General features: G+C 62.3%; 21 protein-coding genes, 1 tRNA gene and 1 pseudogene. 5 read left to right on the top strand and 18 right to left on the bottom strand.

Going from position 1 to position 24,485, the window contains the following annotated elements; genetic code table 11:
* Positions 1–88: 88 nt before the first annotated feature.
* A complete protein-coding gene (locus HAP41_RS09165; protein WP_166103357.1) occupies positions 89–424 on the bottom strand; it encodes a hypothetical protein in 336 nt (111 codons plus the stop codon).
* A 371-nt stretch (positions 425–795) separates the two neighbouring features.
* Here HAP41_RS09165 and HAP41_RS09160 point away from each other — a divergent pair, with 371 nt between their 5' ends.
* Complete coding sequence (locus tag HAP41_RS09160; protein ID WP_038954686.1) at positions 796–1,740, top strand: AEC family transporter; 945 nt, start codon at positions 796–798, stop codon at positions 1,738–1,740.
* A gap of 20 nt (positions 1,741–1,760) precedes the next feature.
* Here HAP41_RS09160 and HAP41_RS09155 read toward each other — a convergent pair whose 3' ends face one another.
* Positions 1,761–2,348, bottom strand: coding sequence for a DUF4126 domain-containing protein (locus tag HAP41_RS09155; RefSeq protein ID WP_063985511.1), 588 nt, complete (start codon positions 2,346–2,348; stop codon positions 1,761–1,763).
* Between the two features lie 71 nt (positions 2,349–2,419).
* Between HAP41_RS09155 and HAP41_RS09150 the strand changes: the two genes are divergently transcribed.
* Positions 2,420–2,812, top strand: a complete 393-nt coding sequence (locus HAP41_RS09150; RefSeq protein ID WP_224580908.1) for a hypothetical protein — start codon at positions 2,420–2,422, stop codon at positions 2,810–2,812.
* Between the two features lie 108 nt (positions 2,813–2,920).
* Here HAP41_RS09150 and HAP41_RS09145 read toward each other — a convergent pair whose 3' ends face one another.
* From HAP41_RS09145 to HAP41_RS09095, 11 genes and pseudogenes are all read right to left on the bottom strand, one after another.
* Positions 2,921–3,487 (bottom strand): hypothetical protein, encoded by a 567-nt coding sequence (locus HAP41_RS09145; RefSeq protein WP_175618153.1) that lies wholly within the window; start codon positions 3,485–3,487, stop codon positions 2,921–2,923.
* Positions 3,488–4,272: 785 nt separating this feature from the next.
* A pseudogene (gene rpmD, locus HAP41_RS09140) lies at positions 4,273–4,452 on the bottom strand (50S ribosomal protein L30); the annotation flags it as partial.
* Positions 4,453–4,605: 153 nt separating this feature from the next.
* On the bottom strand, positions 4,606–5,529 hold the full coding sequence (locus HAP41_RS09135; protein WP_166103362.1) for a DUF5677 domain-containing protein: 924 nt from the start codon (positions 5,527–5,529) through the stop codon (positions 4,606–4,608).
* A 19-nt stretch (positions 5,530–5,548) separates the two neighbouring features.
* Positions 5,549–6,772, bottom strand: a complete 1,224-nt coding sequence (locus HAP41_RS09130; RefSeq protein WP_166103365.1) for a TIR domain-containing protein — start codon at positions 6,770–6,772, stop codon at positions 5,549–5,551.
* Positions 6,773–6,955: 183 nt separating this feature from the next.
* Positions 6,956–8,527, bottom strand: a complete 1,572-nt coding sequence (gene tnpC / locus HAP41_RS09125; protein WP_166103369.1) for an IS66 family transposase — start codon at positions 8,525–8,527, stop codon at positions 6,956–6,958.
* Positions 8,528–8,579: 52 nt separating this feature from the next.
* Entirely contained in the window at positions 8,580–8,933 is a 354-nt protein-coding gene (gene tnpB / locus HAP41_RS09120; RefSeq protein ID WP_166073804.1) for an IS66 family insertion sequence element accessory protein TnpB, read from the bottom strand.
* Positions 8,926–9,384, bottom strand: a complete 459-nt coding sequence (gene tnpA, locus HAP41_RS09115) for an IS66-like element accessory protein TnpA (RefSeq protein WP_166073826.1) — start codon at positions 9,382–9,384, stop codon at positions 8,926–8,928. The genes tnpB and tnpA overlap by 8 nt, the downstream gene beginning before the upstream one ends.
* A 437-nt stretch (positions 9,385–9,821) precedes the next feature.
* Positions 9,822–11,288 (bottom strand): tetratricopeptide repeat protein, encoded by a 1,467-nt coding sequence (locus HAP41_RS09110; protein WP_166103372.1) that lies wholly within the window; start codon positions 11,286–11,288, stop codon positions 9,822–9,824.
* 36 nt (positions 11,289–11,324) lie between these two features.
* Positions 11,325–11,468, bottom strand: a complete 144-nt coding sequence (locus HAP41_RS09105) for a hypothetical protein (RefSeq protein ID WP_166103377.1) — start codon at positions 11,466–11,468, stop codon at positions 11,325–11,327.
* 374 nt (positions 11,469–11,842) lie between these two features.
* A tRNA-His gene (locus HAP41_RS09100) sits at positions 11,843–11,919 on the bottom strand.
* Between the two features lie 191 nt (positions 11,920–12,110).
* Entirely contained in the window at positions 12,111–12,545 is a 435-nt protein-coding gene (locus HAP41_RS09095) for a phasin (protein ID WP_063985516.1), read from the bottom strand.
* 714 nt (positions 12,546–13,259) lie between these two features.
* Between HAP41_RS09095 and HAP41_RS09090 the strand changes: the two genes are divergently transcribed.
* Entirely contained in the window at positions 13,260–16,694 is a 3,435-nt protein-coding gene (locus HAP41_RS09090) for a PAS domain-containing protein (protein WP_166103380.1), read from the top strand.
* Between the two features lie 317 nt (positions 16,695–17,011).
* Here HAP41_RS09090 and HAP41_RS09085 read toward each other — a convergent pair whose 3' ends face one another.
* The gene (locus tag HAP41_RS09085; RefSeq protein WP_166103384.1) at positions 17,012–18,454 is read right to left on the bottom strand and encodes an MFS transporter; all 1,443 of its coding nucleotides are present in this window, start codon (positions 18,452–18,454) and stop codon (positions 17,012–17,014) included.
* A gap of 106 nt (positions 18,455–18,560) precedes the next feature.
* On the opposite strand from HAP41_RS09085, the gene HAP41_RS09080 reads away from it, so the two are divergent.
* On the top strand, positions 18,561–19,493 hold the full coding sequence (locus tag HAP41_RS09080; RefSeq protein WP_063985519.1) for a LysR substrate-binding domain-containing protein: 933 nt from the start codon (positions 18,561–18,563) through the stop codon (positions 19,491–19,493).
* A 149-nt stretch (positions 19,494–19,642) separates the two neighbouring features.
* On the opposite strand, the gene HAP41_RS09075 is transcribed toward HAP41_RS09080, so the two are convergent.
* The gene (locus HAP41_RS09075) at positions 19,643–20,815 is read right to left on the bottom strand and encodes a thiolase family protein (protein ID WP_166103388.1); all 1,173 of its coding nucleotides are present in this window, start codon (positions 20,813–20,815) and stop codon (positions 19,643–19,645) included.
* A 143-nt stretch (positions 20,816–20,958) separates the two neighbouring features.
* Between HAP41_RS09075 and HAP41_RS09070 the strand changes: the two genes are divergently transcribed.
* Positions 20,959–21,123 (top strand): hypothetical protein, encoded by a 165-nt coding sequence (locus HAP41_RS09070; protein ID WP_166051347.1) that lies wholly within the window; start codon positions 20,959–20,961, stop codon positions 21,121–21,123.
* A gap of 8 nt (positions 21,124–21,131) precedes the next feature.
* Here the strand turns inward: HAP41_RS09070 and serA are convergent, their stop codons facing one another.
* The 3 genes from serA to HAP41_RS09055 form a co-directional block, all read right to left on the bottom strand.
* Complete coding sequence (gene serA / locus HAP41_RS09065) at positions 21,132–22,721, bottom strand: phosphoglycerate dehydrogenase (protein ID WP_166103392.1); 1,590 nt, start codon at positions 22,719–22,721, stop codon at positions 21,132–21,134.
* Between the two features lie 237 nt (positions 22,722–22,958).
* Complete coding sequence (locus HAP41_RS09060) at positions 22,959–24,131, bottom strand: phosphoserine transaminase (protein WP_166103400.1); 1,173 nt, start codon at positions 24,129–24,131, stop codon at positions 22,959–22,961.
* Positions 24,132–24,210: 79 nt separating this feature from the next.
* Positions 24,211–24,402, bottom strand: a complete 192-nt coding sequence (locus tag HAP41_RS09055; RefSeq protein ID WP_014492058.1) for a hypothetical protein — start codon at positions 24,400–24,402, stop codon at positions 24,211–24,213.
* Positions 24,403–24,485: the final 83 nt, after the last annotated feature.

Here is a 24,485-nt window from a genome sequence, read left to right as displayed (position 1 = left end):
ACACACATGCAGGGGACACCGACGCGAAGACGCTTCGCGCTGTTGCCCTGACGCGACGAGCTTCAAAGAAAGAACGCTAGCCCCGCGCTCAGCTTTCGCTGGATTTCTTCTTCTTGGCCACCTTCTGCGAAGGCTTGGTGCTCTTCTTGGCCGTCGGCTTGCCGGCGCGGGCCTCGCCGGGCTCGGGTCCCTGGCGGAAGAACACTTTGCACTGCGGCGAGAGCTGCGATTTCTTCTGGATCATGCAGGCGGTGATGGCATCAACGTTCGGAACGAACTCGCCGCACAGCCGCATCGCGTCCGGCGAGCAGGCCTGCTGCTCCTCCTGCGTGTAGGCGAAGCCGGCGCCGGGATGGACCAGGACGGCGAGCGCAATGCCCGAGATCGCAGCAGCCAAGGATTTTTTAAATCGGAACGCCGGCATCGATCCCCCCACATGTCGAGTCAGAGGGAATAGTGGGTGAACGGGCGTTCGTTGGCAACGAGGCGGAAGCGAAAACGGCCACCTGTGCGCTCCGGGCAACAGGCCGGTCGGCCCGGCGCGGTCCCTTCCCGGGCACGATGTCGCAATATCAGGCTAAGCCTTTGGCAGGGCTGGCGAGATCGGGTCCGCGCGCGGCTTCAGCTTCGGTCCAACAAAAAAACGCGAAAACAACCCCATGCACAGTAGCCAGGCCACGGCGGCCATTTACGGATTTTACGAAATCGATTTGACTCGTCGGGCAAAACAGCGGCATGATGGCATGATCGAGAACGTGGGGTGGTCGTGTGATGTCCCCGTGAGATGAGGGGCGCATGGCCACAGTGTTGATCGTCGCGCCGGTGTTCGCCCTGATCGCGGCCGGCTACGCGTCGGTGCTGTTTCGCTTCGTCTCCGAGACCGCGCACAAGGGCATCTCCGAATTCGCCTTCAGCATCGCGATCCCGGCGCTGCTGTTTCGCACCATCGTCGTGTCGGAATTCCCCGATGTCAGCCCCTACAGGATGTGGGGCGCCTATTACGGCGCGCTCGCCATCACCTGGATCGCGGCGCTGGCGATCTCGGCATGCTTGCGCGAACGGCGCGAGGACCGCGAGGACGGCGTCGTGTTCGCGATCGGCTCGGTCTACGGCAACATCGTGATGCTCGGCATTCCGCTGGTGCTCTCGGCGCTCGGCAACGAGGCCGCAGGCCCGATGTCGCTGATCCTGTCGGTGAACACGCCGCTGCTCTGGCTCTGCGGCATCCTGCAGATGGAGCTTGTCAGCCGCAAGCGGACAGGCTCGGTCCTGTCGGTCATCCGCCCCGTGCTCGCGGATCTCGCGCGCAATCCGCTGATGCTGGCGATCGGCTTTGGCGTGGTCTGGCGCTTTACCGGCCTCGGTCTCAATCCCGTCGTCGACAGGACGATCGAGCTGCTTGCACAGGCCGGATCGCCGGCAGCGCTGATCGCGCTCGGCATCAACCTGTTTCGGTTTGAGGTCAAAGGCGAGATGCTGAGCGTCGCCGCGATGAGCGCGCTCAAGCTGCTGGCGATGCCGGCGGTGGCGTTCGTGCTGGCAAAACTGCTCGGTCTGCCTCCGGTCGCAGCCGGCGTGATCGTGCTGTTCGCGGCGATGCCGACCGGCGCGAACGCGTACATCTTCGCGGCCCAGTATCAGCGGCTGGTGAACCCGGTGTCGGGCGCGGTCGCGCTGGGGACGCTGCTGGCGGCGGTGACGTTGCCGGTGGTGGTGGTGATCGTGGCGGGGGCGAGGTAGCCGCACGAGCAGTCACGCGGTCATCCCGGTTGATCCGTGCGAGGAGCTGACCTCCGCAAGCGCAGGATCAAACGTATCGCCAGCCAGAGCATCAGAACGACGAGCACGAAGGCGGCAACCGGCGCAGCCAGGGCAAGAAGCGATACGAGGAGTGCACCGCCCAGTTCGGCGGTCGCAACGGTTGAGTTGCCGAGGCCAGCCGTCAGGACCGTCGATTTGGCCCGCACGGCCGCGGTGACGCCATGCACGATGCCGGCCGCGCCGCCGCCCGCGACGATGGCGGCCGTCCATTTCATCATCGGCGGAAGGTCTGCCATGGTCGCCGCTGACAGGATGGCTCCGGCGATCACCGCGACAGGCGCGGCGATGACATCGAGCACATTATCCACGCCGGGAATGAAATACGCACCAACCTCCAGGAGCGCGGCCACGCCAAGCATGAGCATTGCAGCAGGTGTTCCAAGCCACGCGAAACCGTCGCCCAAAGGAAGCGAACCCGAATAAGCGGCCACGCTGGCAACCAGCATCGGCAGGAACACCCGGAAGCCCGTCGCGGCCGCAAGACCGACACCGAGCGCAATCGACAACGCGAGATCGGAGTTCGACATGAGATCTCCAACGATTGTTGCGCTCGAATTTCCTCGGGAAGGCTAGACATGATGCGGCCGAGGTCATTGGGATGAGTACGGCCATCGACGCAGATCGCAATGCGCAATCAGGCTACATCGCCGAGGATGAGCAAACCAAGCCAGAAATCTTGACGCAGCCGATCATTCTGCGCATTTCTTCCGCTTCGAGTTCAAAGGCGAGCAGCATCGCAGTGATGGGCGCGCTCAAGCTTCTGGCGACGCCCGATGGTCGCGTTCGTGCTGGTCAAACTGTTAAACCCACCGCCGACCGCAGCCGGCGCGATCGAGCGTTCGCGGCGATGCCGACCGGCGCGAACGCGTACATCTTCGCGGCCCAGTATCAGCGATTGGTGAATCCGGTGTCGGGCGCGGTGGCGCTGGGGACGCTGCTGGCGGCGGTGACGTTGCCGGTGTCGGTGGTGATCGTGGCCGTGGTGAGGTAGCTTTGGCGACACCGCGCCGTTGATCTAATTCAACAGCACCCCGTCAATCCCGCAACTGCATACTCAGACGCGAGCCTAGCGCTCACCAAGCGTAACCTATGGACGTGCCTATTTGGGCACCGTGATCGATGTCATCGAGAAATGGGGGTGGAAGGGGGGCAGTAGCGATATGATTCGCCCATCCTCCTGCAGAAATTCGTGCGCCGCGCCCGGGATCAGACTGGGGTTCAGCGGGCGGAGCGCACGGGGATTGTGGAGCACTACCATGCCTTCGACCCAAGCTTCGGAATAGCCCGTCGCGTGCACGACCTGGCGAAAGGGACGCGGCATCGGGTTTCCACCATCGAGTTCGCCCCGGCGAAGCCCGGTCCGGATCATGCGAACACCTCGGTCGCCGAATCCTGCGAGATAGCCGATGCGATTGAACTTCGGAAGCGTCCCCTGCGAATTGACGATGACAGCGCTGACATTCTCCGCGTTCTCGAAATGAAAGAAGCCCGACGGCTCACGAACATTGCCCCACACATGCTCCCCGATCCATTCCACATGAACTCCGCCTTCGCGCAGCGTATGGCGCACGCCGAAGACATACTCCGTCATGGCTGAGTTGATCAGCCGCATTGATCCCGGCGAATGAAAATCCTGAACGGCGATGAGAAACGGCAGGCCCTGCATACCTGGCTCTTGCCAGTAGGGTGGATTGCGTGTGAGCTTGTCTTTGAGACGTCGGGCTAGCTTAATCGGAATATAGTTCTCAATATAAGCCCGCAATTCTTCCTTATTATCGGGAAGCGCTCTCGGTTCCCCGCCTTGCGTCGGGTTTGCGGAAGTCGCCTCTACGCCAAAGGCTCCCCTCGGGCTTGAGAATATGAAATCCGGAACGGCTTCGTCGGAGGCCGGCGCGTAGCCGAGCTCCGTGAAGACGGCATAGAGATAAGCTCCCAAATGCGGGCGTCGAATGCGGCTGTCTGAAACTGCTGCACGAAGTTGCCATCCGCGTCCTCATAGTAGCGCATCATCGCCTCGATCAGCTCGCGCGCAGGTGACCAGCGGCGCTCCCACATTAGAACTTTGAATGTCGGATTGAGCTGGCTCTCCCCGGCCATTGGCGTCAAGAAATCCATGGCAGGCTCAGACGCATCGCCTTGATGGAATTCCGCGTCATCGAGCGAATGCTGGTGCTGCATTCTTGCGAATAGTTCAACGCGGGCGGCGTCCCGCGTCGGATGGGAAGCATCGACATCGATTGCGCGGTAGCGCAGACGTTCGTCGCGCCCAAGCACCATGCACCCAAAATCGTCGTCTATGCGATCACGCACGACCATACCGATCACCCGTTCGTCGGCTGTCGCGTACCATTCGAGCTCCTCGAAAATCACCACGGTATGCGGGTCGCGGATATAGGCCGCTAGCGCCTCGAAACGAAGCTTTGAAATCGGACGCGCTTCGCCAGGCGTAGGTTCGATAATTCGGACGAGGTGCCTGACCTTTTCTATCATGCCGCGCGTCTCGCGCGTGTCTGGAAGCTCAGAAACGCGTCCAATACGGTTGAGGCCGAGGCCGATCAAGATTGCGCGTTGGCTACGATGGCGACGTATCGGGCTTGCAATCTGCATTAGCTTGAGTACTGGTTTGGTCATTTTGTCCACCGTTGAGTTAGTCGACCGCCTTTGCGAGGGAGCGCACGATGCGCTGCTGCTTGGAAGGGAGCAGCAATCCCAGACGCGTGACGAAGCGCCGGTCGCCAAGCGGCTTTTTGTTATTGCGCCAGTATGTGCACTGTCACCGCAACTCTAGAGAGCACCTGACCTCACAAGATATGCCTCATGCGCCTTCATCGCCTCCAAGATACGACTTGATAGTTCATCGAATCTCTCGTCGATAAACTCAAGTGGCCCCTCCCCCAAATGTCTGAAGTAGTCCCGCACGGCTTCTGTAGCGAGATGAGCGATAGTCTGCGCGATTTGAGGCCTTGGATTGCGCCATTCAAAGCTTGGAGCGAAGGTTCCTTCGTCGTGATGCGTGTCTAACTGAAATTCGAGGAGGTCCATCCAATTGCCATGAACCGACGCGGATGGGCCGCGGAACGCGCCAAGATAGCTCTCTCCCAGCCCAACAGCTTCGGCTCGTTCAAATATATTCTTATCAGCCCACTCCTTGGGGCGAGATGCCGAAGCGTCCTCAATACACACACCAGAAGCGTTCGCTACCTTTGCAATCGAATTGAGCATTCTGGTTTCGACAGGAAGAATTTTGCCTTCGCGAGCTGCAATGCGCTCTTCGATCTTATCCTGAAGCCTTCGCTCGTTCCGCATCGAATAAGCAACGTAGGAATGGAAGACGGTTGGGTCATCCGCATGTTTTAGCAGGAACCGCAAATTGACGATGCATTCAAACGTGAGACGACCAATAATGAATGTTATCTCTCGCCGACGTTGGCAGATCTGATCCAAGAGCGCCGAAATAAGCTTGTAGAGGCGCACGACGTGGCCACCGAGAACAGCTTCATTTCGGCTCCAACGTCCTCCATGTGGCAATAGGTTAGCTGCCACGCAGATGAACGAACCGACTTCAATGAGGAGTTCAACTGAAAGACCATTAAAGTCGTCCTCAGATGTGAATGTGTTGGTGCGGCTAGCGGAGACGTCTGTGGTCCGGATGCTATCGAACGCAGCAATGAATGCTCCGGCGTTGTCGTTAGGGTCATCGCTAGGCACGCTTGTGCGCCCCGATCATCTAAAGCCCCACTTTAGTAGGCAGTGGTAGCGTCTTCATCTCGCGCATGGCTTCAAGGAGCTGCATCGTGGCATCCGCGTCGAGGGTGTCACCCTTATATCGGACCTCGAAGAGACCCTGCAGGTTCGAAGGTAGCTTCACGCCGTCGCGCACCAACAGGACGAAGCGGCGACCATAGAAGGCCATGGCAGCGCCGATCTCGATGAGGACGTTCGGGTTGATGATGACGTGCTCGTTGCTGTCATCGTCTTTAAGTATCCGCTCTGCATCGACGTGGATGATCGCGGCACCGGACATGCGCATATCGTCCATCACCTTATCCGGCACTGGTTTGGAGACGGAGGTGCGTTCTACCGACACGATAGGCTCAAGCTCGCCATACTCCAACATGCGCTTGATGGGATCGACAAAAGTCTTGTCCTTGCCGTGGGTGACGAACACCTTCCGCCTTCGTGCATCGTCGGCCACCGCCGCAACCATAGTTGCGTTGTGCGAAACGTCGCTGTTGGGCGTCGTGAGAGGCGCAAGGGTGGAAAGCGAAGGTGGCAACACCGCCGTTGGTGGCGCCGGCGCAGCTGGCTCTGCTGGCTCATCTTGTTGTTGGGGCCCAGCATCATCAAGCGCGCCCGGCTGTTCCTGGTTCGCTGGTGTAGCTATTGCTACGTCGCCAAGAAAAACATAGGTCTTGTCCTTGCCAACCTGTAGGAAACCAGCTGCGTTTGCACTTTCCTGCAGGCGGTCGAGCACTTCGGTGCACTTCTCTCGAGGGACACCAAGCTCTTCCAGCACGTTAACGGCAATGTCTGCGCGCGGGAACGCGTGCTTATCATACCTCTCAAGGAATTCCTTGAAGACGCGTGGGCGAAGGACCGCCTCGCGCCGAGCTGCGGCGTCTTGCTCTTCGGATGTCGGACGCAGGATGCTTCTCGCGAGAGGCGTCAAGGAAATGGTTTGGGCCTGAGCACCACCCTCAATAAGCCCGAAAGCCATGCTAGCTCCCGATAGTACTCGCAATTGCGAACCGCCTGGATCGACCTTGAGGGCTAGCGCGACCTGTAGTGGGGCCGTGGCCCTTCCACCGAAGTTCTCGTCAATTGCTTTCGGAATGCGGAGCGCGTCAGCAAGAGACGCATTCGGAACGTCCGTTTGCTTAAGGTAGGATCGCTTGGGTGCGGTCTTCGTTGTCTTCGCGGCATTCTTTTTCGTTGTCTTCGCGCGAGGCATGCGGGTCCCCCTATCTACCCATGGTCGCATGCCATCAGAAAAGAACGCAAGCGGAGTGGCCGACTACACACAAGTGTCTTGGTAGTCGCGGCTTGTAAAAATCCTAAATGGTCGTAAGCGCGATTTTCTTCGCACGCCGGCGGTTTTGATGGATTGCCCTGGTATCGGGCGATACCGAGCCGTTCAGGCAGTGGCGGCTTTGTGGAAGTTGAAGGGCAGCAGGTCTGTAATATCGGCGTCGCCGGCGCGCTGAGGCAATTCGGTGAGGACGTGGCGCAACCACGCTAACGGCTCGACACGTGAGGCGCGGCAGGTCAGCATCAGGCTATAGACGACGGCACTGGCCTTGGCTCCGTCCACGGTATCGCTGAACAACCAACTCTTCCTGCCAGTTGCAAAAACCCTGATGTCGCGCTCCAGAAGATTGTTGTCAATCGGCATGCTGCCGTCCCCGGTGTAGCGCGTCAGATATTCCCATTGGTTTCGGGTGTAGGATACGGCGTCGCCGAGCTTGCTGTCAGGCAAGACCTTCGGGGCCATGTCATCGAGCCATACTTTGAGAGCATTGAGGATGGGGACACTATGTTGCTGGCGGAAGCGGCGAATGCAGTAGGCCTGTGTTTCACCCTTCTTCGGTATTCCGTCCCACGCCCGCCTTTCAACCCGGTAGAGCTGTTCAAAGAACCGCAGCGCTTGCTCGGGCGGACCGCCGCCCTTCTTCCTGGCTTTGAGGGCATCGACAAAGCGCCGCCGGGAGTGGGCCATGCATCCAATGTGGGTGGCCCCTTCCAGCGTGCGCCATGCGGTATAGCCGTCACTCATTACAATGCCACGGTAATCGCCGAGGAAGGCTTGCGGGTGGATTTGGCCGCGGCCCGGCTGATAATCCAGAAGAACGATCGGCTCGTGGCTGCCCTTGCCGCTGCGATAAGCCCACATGTACGATGTGCTGGTGGCCCGTTTGTCCTTCTCCTTGAGGACCTGAACCGTTGTCTCGTCGCCATGGATGAGAGGTTGTGATCTGAGCCGCAGCTTCAGGGCGTCGTAGATGCGATGCAGATGCTTCTCGCTCGAGCCAATCACCCAGTGGCCCAAAGCGCCGCGGCTGACAGGAACACCTGCACGTTCGAAGGCCTGCGCCAGGCGGTAGAGCGGCGTGCCATCGACATATTTGTGAACCAGCGCGAACGCCAGCGTCGAGGGCGTGGCAACGCTGCCCGGCAATGGTTGCGGCGGCATCGGCGCGGTCACGACAGGGGCGTGGATCCCGGTGCGATCGCAATGGCGGCACGCATATTTGAAGCGCACATTCTGTAAAACCTTCGCCTTCACCTCGATATGAAGTTGCTCGGTGACAGCCTCGCCCATGCGATGCATCTGGCCACGGCAGCAAGGACACGCCTTCTGATCGTCGGACAGGTCATACTCGACGCGCTCACGAGGTAGGTTCCCCGGCAGCGGCTTGCGGCCGCGCTTCTTTCCCATTGTGTTTTCGACGGGTGGCAAGCCCGTGTCCGGAAGTTCGGCGATATTGTTCGTTTCACTGCCGGCGTCCTCCTCATCGGAGGCCTGCTCGGCTTCATTGAAGAGACGATCAACATGCTTTTCGCTGCGCGGCGCAAAACGATGCAGGCGTGCCAGCGCCAGTTCTTCCTCGAGCTTGGCGACGCGGTCGGCGAGTTGATGGTTCTCCGCCTGCAGCGCAGCAATGCGTGCCAACAGCACTTCAACACTCGGATCGCCGGTTCGATTCATCGAATTCTTGAATCTGAACCGTACCGACGCGTCAACCGCTCAACTCGAGAGCTCAGCCGGCAACCTGATATTGCCGCACCGGATGGCGGACCATCGCATCGATATCGATGCCGTCAAGGATCCAGTGCAATTGCTCCGTCGTCAGCGTGACGATCGCCTCCTGGCGGCGCGGCCATCGGAACCTGTCTTCGGTCAGCCGCTTCAGGACCAGTACAAAGCCGGACCGATCGAAGAACAGAAGCTTCATCCGGTCGCAACGGCGATTGCAGAACGCAAAAACCGCCGGAGTGAATGGATCGAGCGCCATCGTCTCCTGGACCAGGACCGCAAGGCTGTTGATGCCAGCCCGGAAGTCGATCGGCTCACGGTGCAGATAGACCTGCAGGTCATCGCCCAGTCTAAACATCGCCCAGCGCTCCGATGATCGCCGTCAATGCATCCACATCGCCGCATTCCAGCGCGAGCTTCACGCCATTCGGCAGCGACACGCTCACTTTGGCCGGAGAACAAAAAGCTGGAGTCCCTTTGGGTTCCGAACCACGCACTTCATCGTAAGCCGGCAAATCAACCGTCGCCACGCTGTCTTTTCGCGACAGGTCCCGCTCGGACTTCCCCTCAAGCTGAACCGGGATGAACGCCGGGCGTGAGGACGGCGGCAGCGACCTGGTCGCGCTGTGCTTCTTGATCCACTTCCGAAGGAGGTTCGCGTTGACCCCATGTTCGAGTGCAAGCCTCGATACCGAAACCCCAGGCTCAAGGCAGGCCGCGACAAGACGCTCTTTCGATGCCGCCTCGTAGCGCCGGCGACCGTTCCGGCCGACAAGCCTGACCCGCAGTTTCTGATCATCGTCGCTCATCACAAGGTGTCCACCTATTTTGGTGGACACCTCATGCATCAGGACTCTCAAAAGCAAAAGGTGCGGAGAAATTCGCGCTTACAAATGGTCGATTGAGCGGTGGACGGGCTTTCGCGGCCATTGGCGCAGAGGTGAGCAATACTCACCACTCCCATTCTTGGGAAATGAGACCAGCCAAAAATATGATGATCAGGGGCTTCGCGGCTTTAGGGGCTAAGTCATTATCACCGCTGGTGCAGTTGGGTGGGTACTGCCGCCGTTCAACTTTGTCTTTGATAAACCTAGCTTTTTTGCTTGCCAAAGATCGGCTTTTGTAGCGTGTTTTTTGTATTCTTGAGAAGCTCGACGTAGCCGGAGCACGACTGGCACTGAAGCTTCACGACCATCTAATAGGGAAGGCACTTGCCTGCTGTGCGCCGGCTCCCAGAGCTTCTTCTCTATTCTGGCAGCCCTGCCTGCCGTAGCGCGCTGTTCATCTTCTCGATGTATTCGGGCTGAAAGCAGAACATTCGATAATAACTGTCGGCCTCGCGAATGGTGAAATCTGGGCGCAATTTCAGCAGCTTTCCGACCTCCGCCTTGGCCTCGTCGAACCGACCGAGAAACGGCAGCGCGTACGCCTGATCGAGATGACTGAGCCAAAAACCCTCAAGGTAGGCGTGCCGGAAATCCTCAAGCGCCTGTTGGTATTCGCCTTTCCACCAGTGTCGCTTTGCGGGCGCTAACCACCAAGCAAACGAGGCATTGGGACCCGCCAAGCGAATGGCCCTTTCGGCCATTGCGGTCCCGTCATCCCAATCCCCCATGAAGGCGAGCCACATACCTCCTGAGAGGGTTCGCGCATCGTTGGAATTGAGCGCGAGGGCCTTTTCCAATTCTTGTCGGTACAGGTGGATTTGACATTTGGTACTCATCGCCAGAGCGTAGGTTCTTTGAGCGAACGCATCGTCGGGTGCAAGCTCAACGGCCCGTGTCGCGCCCCGTAAGATTTCCTCGTTCAAATACAGACGCTTATCGGTGTGTTGAATTTGGTCGGACGGTAGACCGATCCCCATGCTTCTTTGGTTAAAAAGAACAGTGGCGCGTGCTGACCACGCGAATGCGTTATTCGGCTGTCGCTCGGTAAGTCGCTTGGAGCACTCTAACGCTTTCAGAATTGCGGATGACAATCCACGTACAGACCCGACTACCGCATGAACAATACATTCATATGGACTGAGTTCGAAGACCGGCTTGTTCTGGGATTGCGAGTAATCTGCGTTCATAATTGCGCCGGGGTAGCCACCAATCTGCACGGCGGCGGCGTCGCCAATTTCGTACGCGGACGTTTCCGTTTGCACGCCTTCGGCATTCGCATCGAAGGACTTCGACCAAATCTCTGTACCAGTGCGCAGGTCCGAAACGTGGATATTCGCGCGAGCACCGCCGCCCAATGGGTGAACCTCACCGCTCACAAGATAGTCGACTTGCGCCTTCCGGGCCGCTTTGATGGCATCATCACCTTCCTTTAGAAAGTTTGCAGCGGTTGCGCGCGGTATCACTCGCAAAGTGCTGAACCTGCCGAGGGAGGATGCAAGTTGTTGGGTTACCCTGTCGGCAAACGAACCAAGCCCCGGCGCGGCAATGGGGCTCGAAACAGGCAATACAGCTACTGAAGGCCCCTTCGAGACGATCAGACCGGTGGACGCGGCAGTCGTGGTCGTGGTCGTATCTCTGCCGACGTGGCTGTGCAAAATGTCCCATGCGTGCCAGTAGCCCGCGAGCCCGCCGACCACAGCACCAACCGCAGCAACGGACGCAATGATCGCGCCGAGTTTCCCAAGGCGAAGACGCAGGCGAGTGGAGAACGATGCGGATTTGCTATCGTTCAACTTCGGAGCGTCGTTTAGGGGCGTGTCTGCCACCGTCCACCGTTCCTCCGAACGTCAACCTTTGGAAAGTTACAACCAGGTTGCAAAGCTGTCCATATAAGGGTCTTCGTGGTAGCTGTCGGGCGCCTCGGGGTAGATGACATTCCACACGAGATGGTCACCGAACTCCCGCCAGTATTTTGCTGGATCGGGATTGGCCTCGTGCTGCTTCACGAACCGAACGTACCAGCGCCCAGCGAGTGCTATAGCGTTAAGCCGAGAGGCTGGCCTTCGCCATTCCTATGCGCCCGTAATGCAGCGATACGGGTCTCAATCTCAGCTAACCACTCGCCGTGCTGTGACTTCGCAAAGGGGATTGGCGTCCCGCTCGGTATCCGAAGCTGAGCTTCCCAGCGCACCCCATACAAGCGCTCATAGTCGTCGCGCACATCGGCCGGGATACCTTTTCGAGCGATAAAGCCGCCACCCTTCGCTCGAACTAACTCAACCATCCGCAATGCCATTTGTAGCGCCTTTTGTATTTTAGGCGGCGCAAATACATCAGGCTTATCAGTAAGTTGCTGGGAAAGCGGACTTATCCGCAACGGTGGTACAGTTGGGTGGGCTCGAACCACCGACCTCCTGTTCCACAGACAGGCGCTCTAACCAACTGAGCTACAACTGCATCCTTGCGAGCCGCCTTGGGCGCCTGGACGGGCCGTCGACCTAAGGGGGGCTGGACGGGGCGGAAACTAGGTGCAACGGGCGTTTTTGGCAAGGCCGCAAAACCCGAGAATCGCGCTTCCGACGAGGTTATTTCCAAAGCAAAACCCGGGCTCTAGGCCCGGGTTTCTTAATTTAAACCAGCCGGCCTAATCAGGCGGCGGGCTTGTAGAACTTCGAGGCAGAGGCCTTGATCGGCTCGACGGTCTCGGCGGCGACGCGCTGGGTCAGCTCGGCCAGCTCCTTGGCCTGGGACTGGAAGGTCTCGAGCTGGGTGCGGGTGTGGCCGGTCCACAGCTCCAGCGCTTCCGCCGGCGACTTGAGGCCGAACAGCTGCTGGGCGAAGTCCAGCTGGGCGCTGGTGTTGGCCTTCATGAACTCCACCAGCTTGGCGGTGTACTCGCTCGCGCCCTTGTTGGCGGAGGTGAACACGGCCTCAACGGTGCCGTTGTGGGTCTCGGCCGCGTCCTTGAACTTGGCGTAGCTCTCGCGGGCCTGCGACACGCCCTTTTCGGCGAACGCACGCATCTGCTCGGGAACCTCGAACGGAATGATCGAGGCAGAAAACGGATCAGTCGCACCTGTCATGATGTCCCTCACGATAAAGAAAAAATGGAGTGAGCCTTCTGGCGCGCCCGCCGGCCCCGACCTAGGCCTCAAATTCAGCGGGAACGAACACTGGAACGCGATACAAAAGGATGGCTCGCCCAGCGCCCATCACTATCGCTGCCTAAGATGTCAACATTGTGCAACGCAAACGTGATCCGGGCTGCGTTGCGAAAATTTAATCGCGGTCAGGGTGATGGTTCCGCCTGATGGAACCCTGGGTTGAGGTAGTCTGGTGCCGGAAATTTGGTGACGGCGGCGCCTTTGCCCTCCCCCGGAGGGGTCGAGACGAGCGGAGCTCGCTCGGGGGTCGATCGCGCGCAGCGCGAGCGGGGTGGGGTGATCTCTCCACTCGGGCACCGCCTCCATTGAGAGACTGTCACCCCCACCTCGGTTCGCATTGCGCTTCGCTGCATGCGAACCCATCCTCCCCCTCCAGGGGAGGATGGGCACCTGTGATGCCGCTGACGATCTGGCGCATTTCGCTGGGCTGCCCCGCCCGCGAATCCTGCGGATGCCGCCGGGCTGCGGCTTGCTGGGGCGGCTACATTAAGGTTATCGCGGCTTTAGGCTTGGCCGTGTAGACCGGAGCCGTGGACCTGCCTGCGCCTGCGCGCGATACTAACCCTTTCTTAAGGCTGTCATTCCGGCAGCCTTGCACCCTGATGCTACCAAGCGAGACCTGAAGCCGGTCGGATGACGAGTTCGGATTTCCAGTTGCGAGGCGTGGGCGATCCCCGGCTGGCCGTGCACGCGACCTCCCCGCTGCCCGCCTGGCTCTGGTCGATCGACGGCACGCGCGTGCTCTGGGCCAATCCGGTCGGTGCAAAGCTGTTCGGCGCGGCTAATGCCACAGCGCTTGCGGACAGGACCTTCGGCCCGGCCGACAGCCATCGCCGCCAGGTCGCCCGGCTCGCGCGCCGGCTGGCGCCGAACGGCGCGATCAGGCTGGAACGGCTGCACGGCTTCGGCGCCCGCTTGGGCATGCTGATGACCTGCGCCTGCGCCCGTCTCGACTTCGCCGACGGAAGCTCCGGCGTGCTCGTCACCGCGATGGATCCGATGCTGCGCTCCATGCCGCTGGTCGAACGCCTGCATCGTCTCGTCGAGGGCGCCAAGGTGCCGATGGCGGCGTTCGCGCCCGACGGCCTGTTCGTCGGCGCCAGCGAAGCCGCCCGCTCCCTGCTCGGCTTCCGCGATCTCGGCGATGCCGGCCTCGACCAGGCCCGCAGCGATGCGCTGGCGAAGGGCCGTGCCGAGACGCCGATCGGCATCGGCCAGATGGTGCTGCAACGGGTCGGCGTCGGCGCCGATGTCGGCCTGGTCGCGCTGATCGAGCCGGCCGCCCGGCCGGCGGCGCCCGACCTCGAAGAGAATAGTGCGCGCGAACAAGCCGCTGAGCCCGCGCCCGACGCTCCGCCGGTCCCTCCGGCCGCAGTGCCGGACCATGCGCAGCCTGCGCTGTCGAACCAGGCTGCATCCGGAATCGCGCTGTTCGATGCCTTCGCCGAGCCGGTCGAAACGCCGGCTCCGACCGAGACCGCCCCGCCATCAGAGACGATCGCGCACGCCGCGAGCGACGCGATGCCGGAGGTCGTCACGATCCCGGAGGCGGCCGAAGCGCCTGTCCAGGAAACTGTCAGCGAAGCGATCGACGCCGCGCCCAAAACTCCGGTTGAAAACCCGCGAGAGGCCATTGTGTCGCCGCAGGCCGCGCCGATCACCTCACACATGGTCGAACCGCCGCCAGCGGAGCCGTCCGCACCGCGTCAGCATCCGCTGCGCTTCCTGTGGCAGGTGGATGCGGAGGGGCGCTTTGTGCTCGGCTCAGACGAGTTCATCCACCTGATCGGTGCGCACACCGCCGCCGGCTTCGGCCGCCCCTGGCGCGAGATCGCCGACGAGTTTTCGCTCGATCCTGATGGCCGCGTGGCGCAGGCGCTTGCAAGCCACGACACCTGGGCCGGGATCACCGTGAACTGGCCGGCCGATGGCGGCGAGCATCTGCCGGTCGAACTCGCGGGCCTGCCGGTCTACGACCGCGAACGCAATTTCGCGGGCTTCAGGGGCTTTGGCGTCTGTCGCGATCTCGACGGACTGAACCGGCTCGATGCGCTCAGGCGCTTTGAGCTGTTCGCCGCGCCCCCCGCACAGCACGGCCTCTCCGCCGACGTCGTCGATCCCGAGCCGGAGCCCGTGGCGGAAGCGTCGCCTCCGCCGAGCGAGCCGCCCGCACCCGAGCCCGAGCCTGAGCCGACACCTGAACCCGAACTGCCCGAACCCGTAGCCGACGCGAATTCACACCCAACCGATCTGGAAACACCAGTGGAAACGCCTCCCAATGTCGTGCCGTTCCGCCCGCCCGGCGATGCGCGATCGCCGACGCTGACGCCGGTCGAGAACAGCGCGTTCAACGAGCTCGCCCGGCAATTGTCCGAGCGCCTCGAACGCGAACGCGAGACCATCGCTGCCGTCACGGCCGAGCCGTCGACGGCGGAAACCACGCCCGAACCGCCGATGCCGGAGCCCGAGGCGCCGCACGCGCCGGCCGAATGGCTGACCGAACCCGCGCCGCCCGCGCAGGGCCACAGCGTGCGCGACCGCGCACTGCTCGATTTGCTGCCGACGGGCATTTTGATCTACCGGCTCGACCGGCTGCTCTACGCCAACCCCGCCTTCCTCGCGCGCATGGGCTATTCCAGCCTGGGCGCGCTGGAGGATGCCGGCGGGCTCGATGCGCTCTATGTCGAACCGGGCGTGTCGGCGGCGAGCAGCACGTCGCAAGCTGGCACGCCGGTGACGATCAGCGCGACGGTGGCGAACGGCCAGGAGCCGCTTCCGACCACCGAGGCGCATCTGCACACGATCGACTGGGACGGCGCGAGCGCGCATGCGCTGATCTGTGCGCTGCCGCAAGCCGCAACAGTCGTTGCCGCGCCTGCCGTCGCGCCGCCTGTCGTCGTCGAACCCGTCGTCGCAGAATCCTTCCCCTACGCGCCCGAGCTCGAGCCCGAGGCCGGCGATGCCGACGCCCAGGATCTCGCCGCGATCCTCGACACCACCGCCGAGGGCATCGTCATGTTCGATGCCGAAGGCAACATCCACGCCTGCAATCGCAGCGCGGAAGCGCTGTTCGGCTATGACGGCGAAACGCTGATGCAGCGGAACCTGGTGACGCTGTTCGCGCCGGAGAGCCAGCAAATCGTGGTCGACTATCTCGAAAGCCTCAAGAGTCAGGACATCGCGAGCCTGCTCGACCTCGGCCGCGAGGTGCTGGGGCGCGAGAAGAAGGGCGGCGTCATTCCGCTCGCCATGATCATGGGCCGCACCAGGCCCGACGGCCCGAACTTCTTCGCCGTGTTCCGCGACCTCTCGCAGAACAAGAAGGGCGAGAGCGAGCTCAAGAACGCCCGCCGTCTCGCCGACGGCGCGGCGAATGCCAAGGCCGACATGCTGGCGCGGATCAGCCACGAGATCCGCACGCCGCTCAACGCCATCATCGGCTTCGCCGAGGTGATGATCTCCGAACGCTTCGGCACGCTCGGCAACGAGCGCTACGGCGAATACATGAAGGACATCCGCGCCTCCGGCGAGCGCGTCATCACCATCATCGACGATCTCCTGGAGCTGTCGCGGATCGAGACCGGCAAGCTCGATCTCAATTTCGCCAACCTCAACCTCAACGATCTCGTCGAAGCCTGCGTCACGGTGATGCAGCCGCAGGCCAACCGCGAGCGCATCATCATCCGTACCTCGCTCGGGCATGCGTTGCCGCAGGTGAGCGTGGACGCGCGCGCGATGCGGCAGATCACCATGAACCTGATCTCGAACTCGATCCGGCTCGCCAGCGCCGGCGGCCAGGTCATCGTCTCGACCGCGCTCACCGACCGCGGCGAAATCGCGTTGCGCATCCGCGACACCGGCCACGGCCTGAGCGAGCGCGAGGTCGCCGCCGCGATGGAGCCGTTCCGCACGCCACCGCCCGGCGATGCCGCGGACAGTTCGGCGCTGAGCCTGTCACTGACCAAGGCTCTTGTCGAAGCCAACCGTGCTAGGTTCAACATCAAGAGCGCGGGCAATTCCGGCACGCTGATCGAGGTGGTGTTCGCACCGGTGGCGGTGGGGGCTTAAGTTGCCTTCAACCTCTCCCCGCCCTTCTGCGGGGAGAGGTCGGATCGCCCCCGGCGATGCGCAGCATCGTCCGGCGCGATCCGGGTGAGGGGCAGGGTAACGTGCAGCCACGATGGGCGGTCCACCCGACATCTCTGATGCCGCCGAACCCTTCATACCCTCAACTCAAATCAAGCCTGTGGAGACAGCCCCTCACCCCACCCTCTCCCCGTAAGAGCGGCGTGAGGGAGCGAGAGAGCGGCGCGTCCCTTACTGTTCAACCCAAACTCATCTCGCTCTCTGGAAAAGCCCAAGCAAAAAGGGCACGGGGCGCGCCGCTATGCAGCCTGTTTCCCGTCCATGAGCCAATAGACGATGGCGGTCAGGACAAGGGTCGATGCGCCTGCAACGATGAAGGCGGCGAGATAGTCGCCGTTCGGGCTGAGCTGCAGGGCCGCGCCCAGAAGCGCGATCCCGAAGCTGAAACCGATTTGGCGCATCGTGACGCAAATTGCCGATGCGGTCGCCGCACGATCGCCTGGAACCGCCGACACGGCGGCGGCGGTGATCTGAGCGTTGATCACGGCACAGCCCGATCCGCTGAGCAGCAACGCGATGACGGTCATTGCTAACGTGCCCGGCCCCGCATGTGCGCCGGAGATCGCACCAAGCGCCAGGTCAGCCATCCCGATAAGCGCGAGACCACCACAGAAGAACGACCGTGACGGGATGCGGGTCGTCAAGGCCGCGCCATAGCGCGGCAACACCATCATCGGCAATGTGAGCGCGACCAGGAGCCAACCCGCCCCGAGCGGGCTGAGACCCAATGGTCCGCGCGCCAATTGCGGCACGTAGACGAGCAGCGACCAGAATCCGGTCGATCCCGCGATCGGGACGAGGCACATCGCGATGAACTGCCGGGATCCGAACAGCTTGAGATCGAACGCCGGGTTGGGGTGCCGGCGTTCCACCCAAACGAACAAAAGCAGCGCAATCCCCGAAGCGGCGAGGCCCGCCAGGAACGTCGCCGACGCGATGCCGCCGAGCGCGGGCGCTTCCAGCAACATAAACGCGAGCGTCGCCGACGTGATCGCAAGAAGGCCGGCACCGAGCCAATCCACCTTGGCGCTCGAACGCTGCTGGTCGAGCCCATTGCCAATTCTGCACAGCACCAGAACAACCAAGAGTGCGCAAAGCGGCAAGTTGACCCAAAAAATCCAACGCCACCCGATCGTATCGGCCAGCAACGATCCGAGCGGCGGGCCAGCGACCATCGAGGCACCGACGATCGTGCCCCAAAGTCCAAACGCCCGCGCACGGCGAGGCCCCTCGTAGGCACCGGCAAGGAGGGCGGACGAGGTGCTGGTGATGCAAGCACCGGCGATACCTTGCAATGTGCGGAATGTCAGCAGAACGTCGAACGTGGTCGCGCACGCACACAGCAGAGAAGCCAGGCCAAACAGCCCTGCACCCCAAGTGAACATTTGAACGCGTCCGTATCTGTCGGCAAGGCTACCTGCAATCGGCAGACAGAAGATCAAGGCAAGGCTATAGACGTCGATGGCCCAGGCCGCTCGCGCGGAAGCGGCGCCGAGGTCGCGGCCAATGTCGGGCAAGGCAGCTGCCAGAGCGGTCAGGTCGACTTGAAACAGAAAGCCGCTCAAGCACGCTGCAAGCAGCGTCGCCGTTTCCAGGGACATGCGATTGCCGCGATGGCCGTCGTCGGCACGCCAACTGGCGCTCCGCGTTTCATCATCATTCTGCTGGGGTTTGTCGAGCATGATCGTTGCGGCCTCCATCGAGCATGGATGGCCGGGCAACAGGCTCTGGTCGAATGATGGTTCCTCAAAAGCTCATGAATCTGTATCATGGCTTGAGGAGACCGAGATGCCACGCCGCTTGCCACCCTTCGCACCCCTCGTCGCGTTCGACGCCGTCACCCGCCATGGTTCATTCACACGCGCCGCGGCGGAGCTGGGCGTCACACAGAGTGCGGTCAGCCATCAGATCCGAAAGCTGGAGGACCATTTCGGGGTCGCATTGTTGCAACGGCAGAACCCGGGGATCGGGATAACACCCGCCGGCGCGCAGCTCAGGCAGGAGCTTGCGGCAGCACTCGACGCGCTTGGTGCGCTGGATGCTCAGGTGCGGCGGCGCTCGAACCGAACGACGTTGCGCGTGGGCGCGAGCTCGGCGTTGGCAACATGGTGGCTCGTCCGCCGTCTGCCGGACTTTACGGCGCGACATCCGTCGATCAACGTTGATCTCAAACCACTGGAGACAGGGGACAGCTCAAGGCGGCCGCTCGACGTGCGAATTGTCTGGAACGCGAGCGAAGACGCACGGCGGACGTCGACGCAATTGCCGCTGTTTTGGGAGCGGATCTTTCCCGTCTGCGCGCCGCACCTGTTGCCCCGGCGGCGTCCCTTGACCGACCCCGACGGCCTGCTGGCCCTGCCGCTCATCCACAAAGGCGACAACGCGACCGGCGACTGGGGCTGGCCCTCCTGGTTCAGACGCCTGGGATTGCCGAAATCGGGCGCTGCCGCCGGCAGCCTGACGCTGGACGACATGGGAATGTGCATGTCGGCTGCGGCCGAGGGGGCCGGCGTGACACTGGGGCGCTCGCTTCTGATCGCAGATGCGGTTTCGTCTGGACGCCTCGTGTCCGCACTCGCCAATTACCCCACAGTCGAGTGCACAAAAATTCAGGTTGCCCAGTGGCCAGCCGATCTGATCGGCGATCGCAGCGTCGAATTGTTCGTGAACTGGCTCGCCGAGCAAGCCGAGACGACCGTGAAGAATATGTCGGCTGCCTAGTCCAAGATGCGTCTTGCTGTCGCGAGCGGCGCGCGATCATGCCGCGCACCGTGTCCAGGAACCTGCTGACCTCGAGCTTGAGGCGATTGCTGCAACGAAAAAGGCACGGCGCTTGCGGCGCCGTGCCTTTTTCATTCACGTGGCCTGGATCAGCTGTAGATCTCGAACAGGCCGGCGCCGCCCTGGCCGCCGCCGATGCACATGGTCACGACGCCCCACTTGGCCTTGCGGCGCGCACCTTCCTGGAGGATGTGGCCGGTGAGACGCGCGCCGGTCATGCCGAAGGGATGACCGATCGCGATCGAGCCGCCATTGACGTTGTACTTGGCGGGATCGATGCCGAGCTTGTCGCGCGAGTAGAGGCACTGGCTGGCGAAGGCCTCGTTGAGCTCCCACAGATCGATGTCGTCGATCTTCAGGCCGGTGCGCTTCAGCAGCTTCGGGATCGCGAACACCGGGCCGATGCCCATCTCGTCGGGCTCGCAGCCGGCCGTTGCCCAGGCGACGAACCGGCCGAGCGGCTTGAGGCCGCGCTTCTCGGCATCCTTGGCTTCCATCAGCACCACCGCGGCGGCGCCGTCGGAGAGCTGGCTGGCATTGCCGGCGGTGACGAACTTGCCGGGACCCTTCACCGGCTCGAGTTTTGCCAATCCTTCCAGCGTGGTTTCAGGGCGATTGCATTCATCGCGATCGACGACGTAATCGACGATGCTCTCGGCCTTGGTCGCCTTGTCGACGACCTTCATTTTGGTCTTCATCGGGACGATCTCGTCCTTGAACTTGTTCGCCTGCTGGGCCGCGGCCATGCGGCGCTGCGATTCCAGCGAGAACTCGTCCTGATATTCGCGGCTGAGTTTGTAGCGCTCGGCGACGATGTCGGCGGTGTCGATCATCGCCATGAAGATATCGGGCGCGACCTTGAGCAGCTCCGGATCGATCGATTCCTTCGGCGAGCCGCCGCCCGGGATCGAGATGCTCTCGACGCCGCCGGCAACGATGCAGTCGGCGCCGTCGGAGCGGATCGAGTTGGCGGCCATCGCGATGGTCTGCAGGCCCGACGAGCAGAAGCGGTTCACGGAAACGCCGGCCGTGGTGGTCGGCAGGCCGGCGAGCAGCGCGGCCTGACGGCCGATGTTCGGCGCGCCATGGGCGCAATTGCCGAGATAGCAATCCTCGACATAGTCCTTCTCGACGCCGGCGCGGTCGACCGCGTGCTGGATGGCGTGGGCCGCGAGCGACATCGGCGGCGTGATGTTGAACCCGCCACGGCCGGATTTGGCCAGGCCCGTGCGCGCATAGGAAACGATGACGGCTTCACGCATTGTTTTCTCCCTTTCGAACATTGGTACGGAGGCGTTGGTACGAGGCGTTCTTGGACGCCATTGGTACACAAAGTTCGACTGGCTTGGGAGAAATAAAGCGGGCCGCAATATCAACAAAAACGCCGCCCTCTCGGGAGGGCGGCGTGGTTGTTCCGCAGGTCGGAATATATGACGGTCGTCATTCCGTGGCGCGCGCACCGCTCTATCCACTCGTCATGCCCGGGCTTGTCCCGGGCATCCACGTCTTTCCGCGCGCAAGGCAAGGCGTGGATGGCCGGGTCAAGCCCGGCCATGACGGCAAGTGGTGAGAGCGCGATTAAAACGTCAGTGCCTTGACCTGCTTGACCTGCGGCAGGGCCTGCACCTTGGCGAGCAGATCGGGTGGCACGACGCCGTCGACCTCGATCAGCGCGATGGCATCGGAGCCCGGCGCGACGCGGCCGAGATGGAAGGTCGCGATGTTGATCTTGGCGTCACCCAGCAGGCTCGCGAACTTGCCGATGAAGCCCGGCTTGTCCTCGTTGGTCACGTAGATCATCGACTTGCCGAACTCGGCGTCGACGCGGATGCCCTTGACGTCGACGAGGCGCGGCTTGCCGTCATGATACACGGTGCCGGAGACCGAGCGCTCCTGGCGCTCCGTCGCCACCGTGACGGTAATCAGGCTCTCATAGTCGCTCTGGGCGGCGCGCACGATCTCGTCCACCACCATGCCGCGCTCCTTGGCGACGACGGGAGCGGACACCACGTTGACCTCGCCCAGCATCGGCCGCAGCAGGCCCGACAGCACGGCCGAGGTGATCGCCTTGATCTTCATCTCGGCGACGTGGCCCTCATAGGTGATCTGCACCTTGAGGATACCGGATTCGGTGAGCTGGCCGGCGAACGAGCCGAGCTTCTCGGCGAGCGAGATGAACGGCTTCAGCTTCGGCGCTTCTTCCGCCGTGATCGACGGGAAGTTGACGGCGTTCGAGATCGCGCCGGTGAGCAGGTAATCCGACATCTGCTCGGCGACCTGGAGCGCGACATTCTCCTGCGCTTCCGTGGTGGAGGCGCCGAGATGCGGCGTGCAGATCACGTTGGGATGGCCGAACAGCACGTTCGCGTTCGCCGGCTCCTCGACGAAGACGTCGAACGCGGCGCCCGCAATGTGCTTCGAATTCAGCGCATCGACCACCGCCTGCTCGTCGACCAGGCCACCGCGGGCGCAGTTGATCAGGCGCACGCCCTTCTTCATCTTGGCGATCGCGGATGCGTCGATGATGTTCTTCGTCTTCTCTGTGAGCGGGGTGTGCAGCGTGATGAAATCGGCGCGCTTCAAGAGGTCGTCGAGCTCGACCTTCTCGACACCGATGTCCTTGGCGCGCTCCGGCGACAGGAACGGATCGAAGGCGACGACCTTCATGCGCAGGCCGAGCGCGCGGTCGGCGACGATCGAGCCGATGTTGCCGCAACCGACGACGCCGAGCACCTTGCCGGTGATCTCCACGCCCATGAAGCGGTTCTTCTCCCACTTGCCGGCCTGGGTCGAAGCGTCGGCCTGCGGGATCTCGCGGGCGAGCGCCAGCATCAGCGTGATGGCGTGCTCGGCGGTCGTGATCGAATTGCCGAACGGCGTGTTCATCACGATGATGCCCTTGGCCGTGGCGGCGGGAATCTCGACATTGTCGACGCCGATGCCGGCGCGGCCGATCACCTTGAGGTTGGTCGCCTTCTCGAGGATTTTTGCGGTCGCCTTGGTCGCGGAGCGGATGGCGAGACCGTCGTAATTGCCGATGATCTCGGCAAGCTTGTCCTTGTCCTTGCCGAGGTTGGGCTGGAAGTCGACCTCGATGCCGCGATCCTTGAAGATCTGCACGGCAGCGGGAGAGAGCGCGTCGGAAATGAGAACTTTGGGTTTGGTCATGGGGATGATCCTTCGCCTTCCCTAACGGGAGGATCGGCCTGCGACGGCCGGAATTGAGTGAAGAAGCTTTGTCTTCCCGCTCTCCCCGTTCTTACGGGGCGAGGGTTGGGGTGAGCGGCAGCCACAGGCGAAGGTGCAAGCGGAGAGAGCCCCTCACCCGGATTGCTGCTGGACGATGCTTCGCATCGCCAGGCGCGATCCGACCTCTCCCCGTAAGAACGGGGAGAGGTGAAAAAACTAAGCCGCCTTGGCGAGCTGCGCCTTGGTCTCGGCAAACGCCCAGTCGATCCACTGGGTCAAGAGCTCGACGTCCCTGGCTTCGACCGTGGCACCGCACCAGATGCGCAGGCCGGCCGGTGCATCGCGGTAGTAGGCGAAGTCGTAGCCCGCGCCTTCCTTCTCGACCAGCGCGACCAGCTTCTTGGAGAAGTCGGCCTGCGCGTCCTCGGAGAGCGAGGTGATCGCGGGATCGGTGAACTTCAGGCACACCGAGGTGTTGGAGCGGATCGCGGCGTCCTTGGCCAGGAAGTCGATCCAGGGCGTCTTCGCCTTCCAGTCGGCGAGCACCTTGGTGTTGGCGTCGGCACGCGCGATCAGCGCCTTGAGGCCGCCGATCGACTTGGCCCAGTTCAGCGCATCGAGATAATCCTCGACGCACAGCATCGACGGCGTGTTGATCGTCTCGCCGACGAAGATGCCTTCGTTGATCTTGCCGCCCTTGGTCATGCGGAAGATCTTCGGCAGCGGCCAGGCCGGCTTGTAGGTCTCGAGCCGCTCCACCGCGCGGGGCGACAGGATCAGCATGCCGTGCGCGGCTTCACCGCCGAGCGCCTTCTGCCAGGAGAAGGTGACGACGTCGAGCTTGGCCCAGTCGAGCGGTTGCGCGAACGCGGCAGACGTCGCGTCGCAAATGGTCAGGCCTTCGCGGGTCGCGCTGATCCAGTCGGCGTTCGGCACGCGCACACCTGACGTGGTGCCGTTCCAGGTGAAGACGACGTCGCTGTTGGGATCGACCTTCGAGAGATCGGGGATCTCACCGTAGGCAGCGTTGAGCTTGGTGACGTCCTTGAGCTTCAATTCCTTGACGATGTCGCTGACCCAGCCCTCGCCGAACGATTCCCAGGCGAGCGTGGTGACGGGCCGTGCACCGAGCAGCGACCACAGCGCCATCTCGACCGCGCCGGTGTCGGACGCCGGCACGATGCCGATGCGATAATCGGCGGGCACCTCAAGCACTTCGCGCGTCAGATCGATCGCGAGCTTGAGCTTGGTCTTGCCGACCTTCGCGCGATGCGAACGGCCGAGCGCTGCGTCCTTGAGATTTTGGGCGTTCCAGCCGGGGCGCTTGGCGCAGGGGCCGGAGGAGAAATGCGGCACGTTCGGCCGCGAAGCGGGCTTCGCTACAGTCATAATCTACCCTTCCAGATAGTAAGCCTCCCGTTGGGGGGAGGTGTCCCGCCGCGGCTGATACGGGAAACGGGAAGAGTCGTCAAGGAAGTTCCGGCGTCTCACGCTGGAGTGAAGGCGCTTCCGGCGCAATCTTGGGGGATTCGACCACGGCAAGCGCGTTCAGCAAGTCCGTGGCATCGCTGATCAATTGCGCGGCACGACGGCGGCTGCCGACTTTCAAAATGCATTTGTCATTGGCCTGCACGACGTAATCGTTGCCGACCTTGATCATGGAATAGCTTGTCATCGAAATCCCCGAACCGACCGAGCCCGGTGTCTGACGCTGCCGTAGCACCGTTCGTTCCCGGCTCAACG

The organism is Bradyrhizobium barranii subsp. apii (assembly GCF_011516635.5).
In the GTDB taxonomy this organism is placed as follows: domain Bacteria; phylum Pseudomonadota; class Alphaproteobacteria; order Rhizobiales; family Xanthobacteraceae; genus Bradyrhizobium; species Bradyrhizobium barranii.
The sequence above is the reverse complement of the archived record's forward strand: the minus strand, read 5'-3'. Positions and strand labels throughout refer to the sequence as shown.

Excerpts from the sequence above, each read along its gene's own strand:
- HAP41_RS09055 (WP_014492058.1), bottom strand. The coding sequence starts at position 24,402 with ATGATCAAGGTCGGCAACGATTACGTCGTGCAGGCCAATGACAAATGC.
- HAP41_RS09080 (WP_063985519.1), top strand. The coding sequence starts at position 18,561 with ATGCCACGCCGCTTGCCACCCTTCGCACCCCTCGTCGCGTTCGACGCC.
- HAP41_RS09155 (WP_063985511.1), bottom strand. The coding sequence starts at position 2,348 with ATGTCGAACTCCGATCTCGCGTTGTCGATTGCGCTCGGTGTCGGTCTT.
- HAP41_RS09160 (WP_038954686.1), top strand. The coding sequence starts at position 796 with ATGGCCACAGTGTTGATCGTCGCGCCGGTGTTCGCCCTGATCGCGGCC.
- HAP41_RS09150 (WP_224580908.1), top strand. The coding sequence starts at position 2,420 with ATGAGTACGGCCATCGACGCAGATCGCAATGCGCAATCAGGCTACATC.
- tnpB (WP_166073804.1), bottom strand. The coding sequence starts at position 8,933 with ATGTTTAGACTGGGCGATGACCTGCAGGTCTATCTGCACCGTGAGCCG.
- HAP41_RS09090 (WP_166103380.1), top strand. The coding sequence starts at position 13,260 with ATGACGAGTTCGGATTTCCAGTTGCGAGGCGTGGGCGATCCCCGGCTG.
- tnpA (WP_166073826.1), bottom strand. The coding sequence starts at position 9,384 with ATGAGCGACGATGATCAGAAACTGCGGGTCAGGCTTGTCGGCCGGAAC.
- HAP41_RS09145 (WP_175618153.1), bottom strand. The coding sequence starts at position 3,487 with ATGCAGGGCCTGCCGTTTCTCATCGCCGTTCAGGATTTTCATTCGCCG.
- tnpC (WP_166103369.1), bottom strand. The coding sequence starts at position 8,527 with ATGAATCGAACCGGCGATCCGAGTGTTGAAGTGCTGTTGGCACGCATT.
- HAP41_RS09060 (WP_166103400.1), bottom strand. The coding sequence starts at position 24,131 with ATGACTGTAGCGAAGCCCGCTTCGCGGCCGAACGTGCCGCATTTCTCC.
- HAP41_RS09075 (WP_166103388.1), bottom strand. The coding sequence starts at position 20,815 with ATGCGTGAAGCCGTCATCGTTTCCTATGCGCGCACGGGCCTGGCCAAA.
- HAP41_RS09165 (WP_166103357.1), bottom strand. The coding sequence starts at position 424 with ATGCCGGCGTTCCGATTTAAAAAATCCTTGGCTGCTGCGATCTCGGGC.
- HAP41_RS09130 (WP_166103365.1), bottom strand. The coding sequence starts at position 6,772 with ATGCCTCGCGCGAAGACAACGAAAAAGAATGCCGCGAAGACAACGAAG.
- HAP41_RS09085 (WP_166103384.1), bottom strand. The coding sequence starts at position 18,454 with ATGCTCGACAAACCCCAGCAGAATGATGATGAAACGCGGAGCGCCAGT.
- serA (WP_166103392.1), bottom strand. The coding sequence starts at position 22,721 with ATGACCAAACCCAAAGTTCTCATTTCCGACGCGCTCTCTCCCGCTGCC.
- HAP41_RS09095 (WP_063985516.1), bottom strand. The coding sequence starts at position 12,545 with ATGACAGGTGCGACTGATCCGTTTTCTGCCTCGATCATTCCGTTCGAG.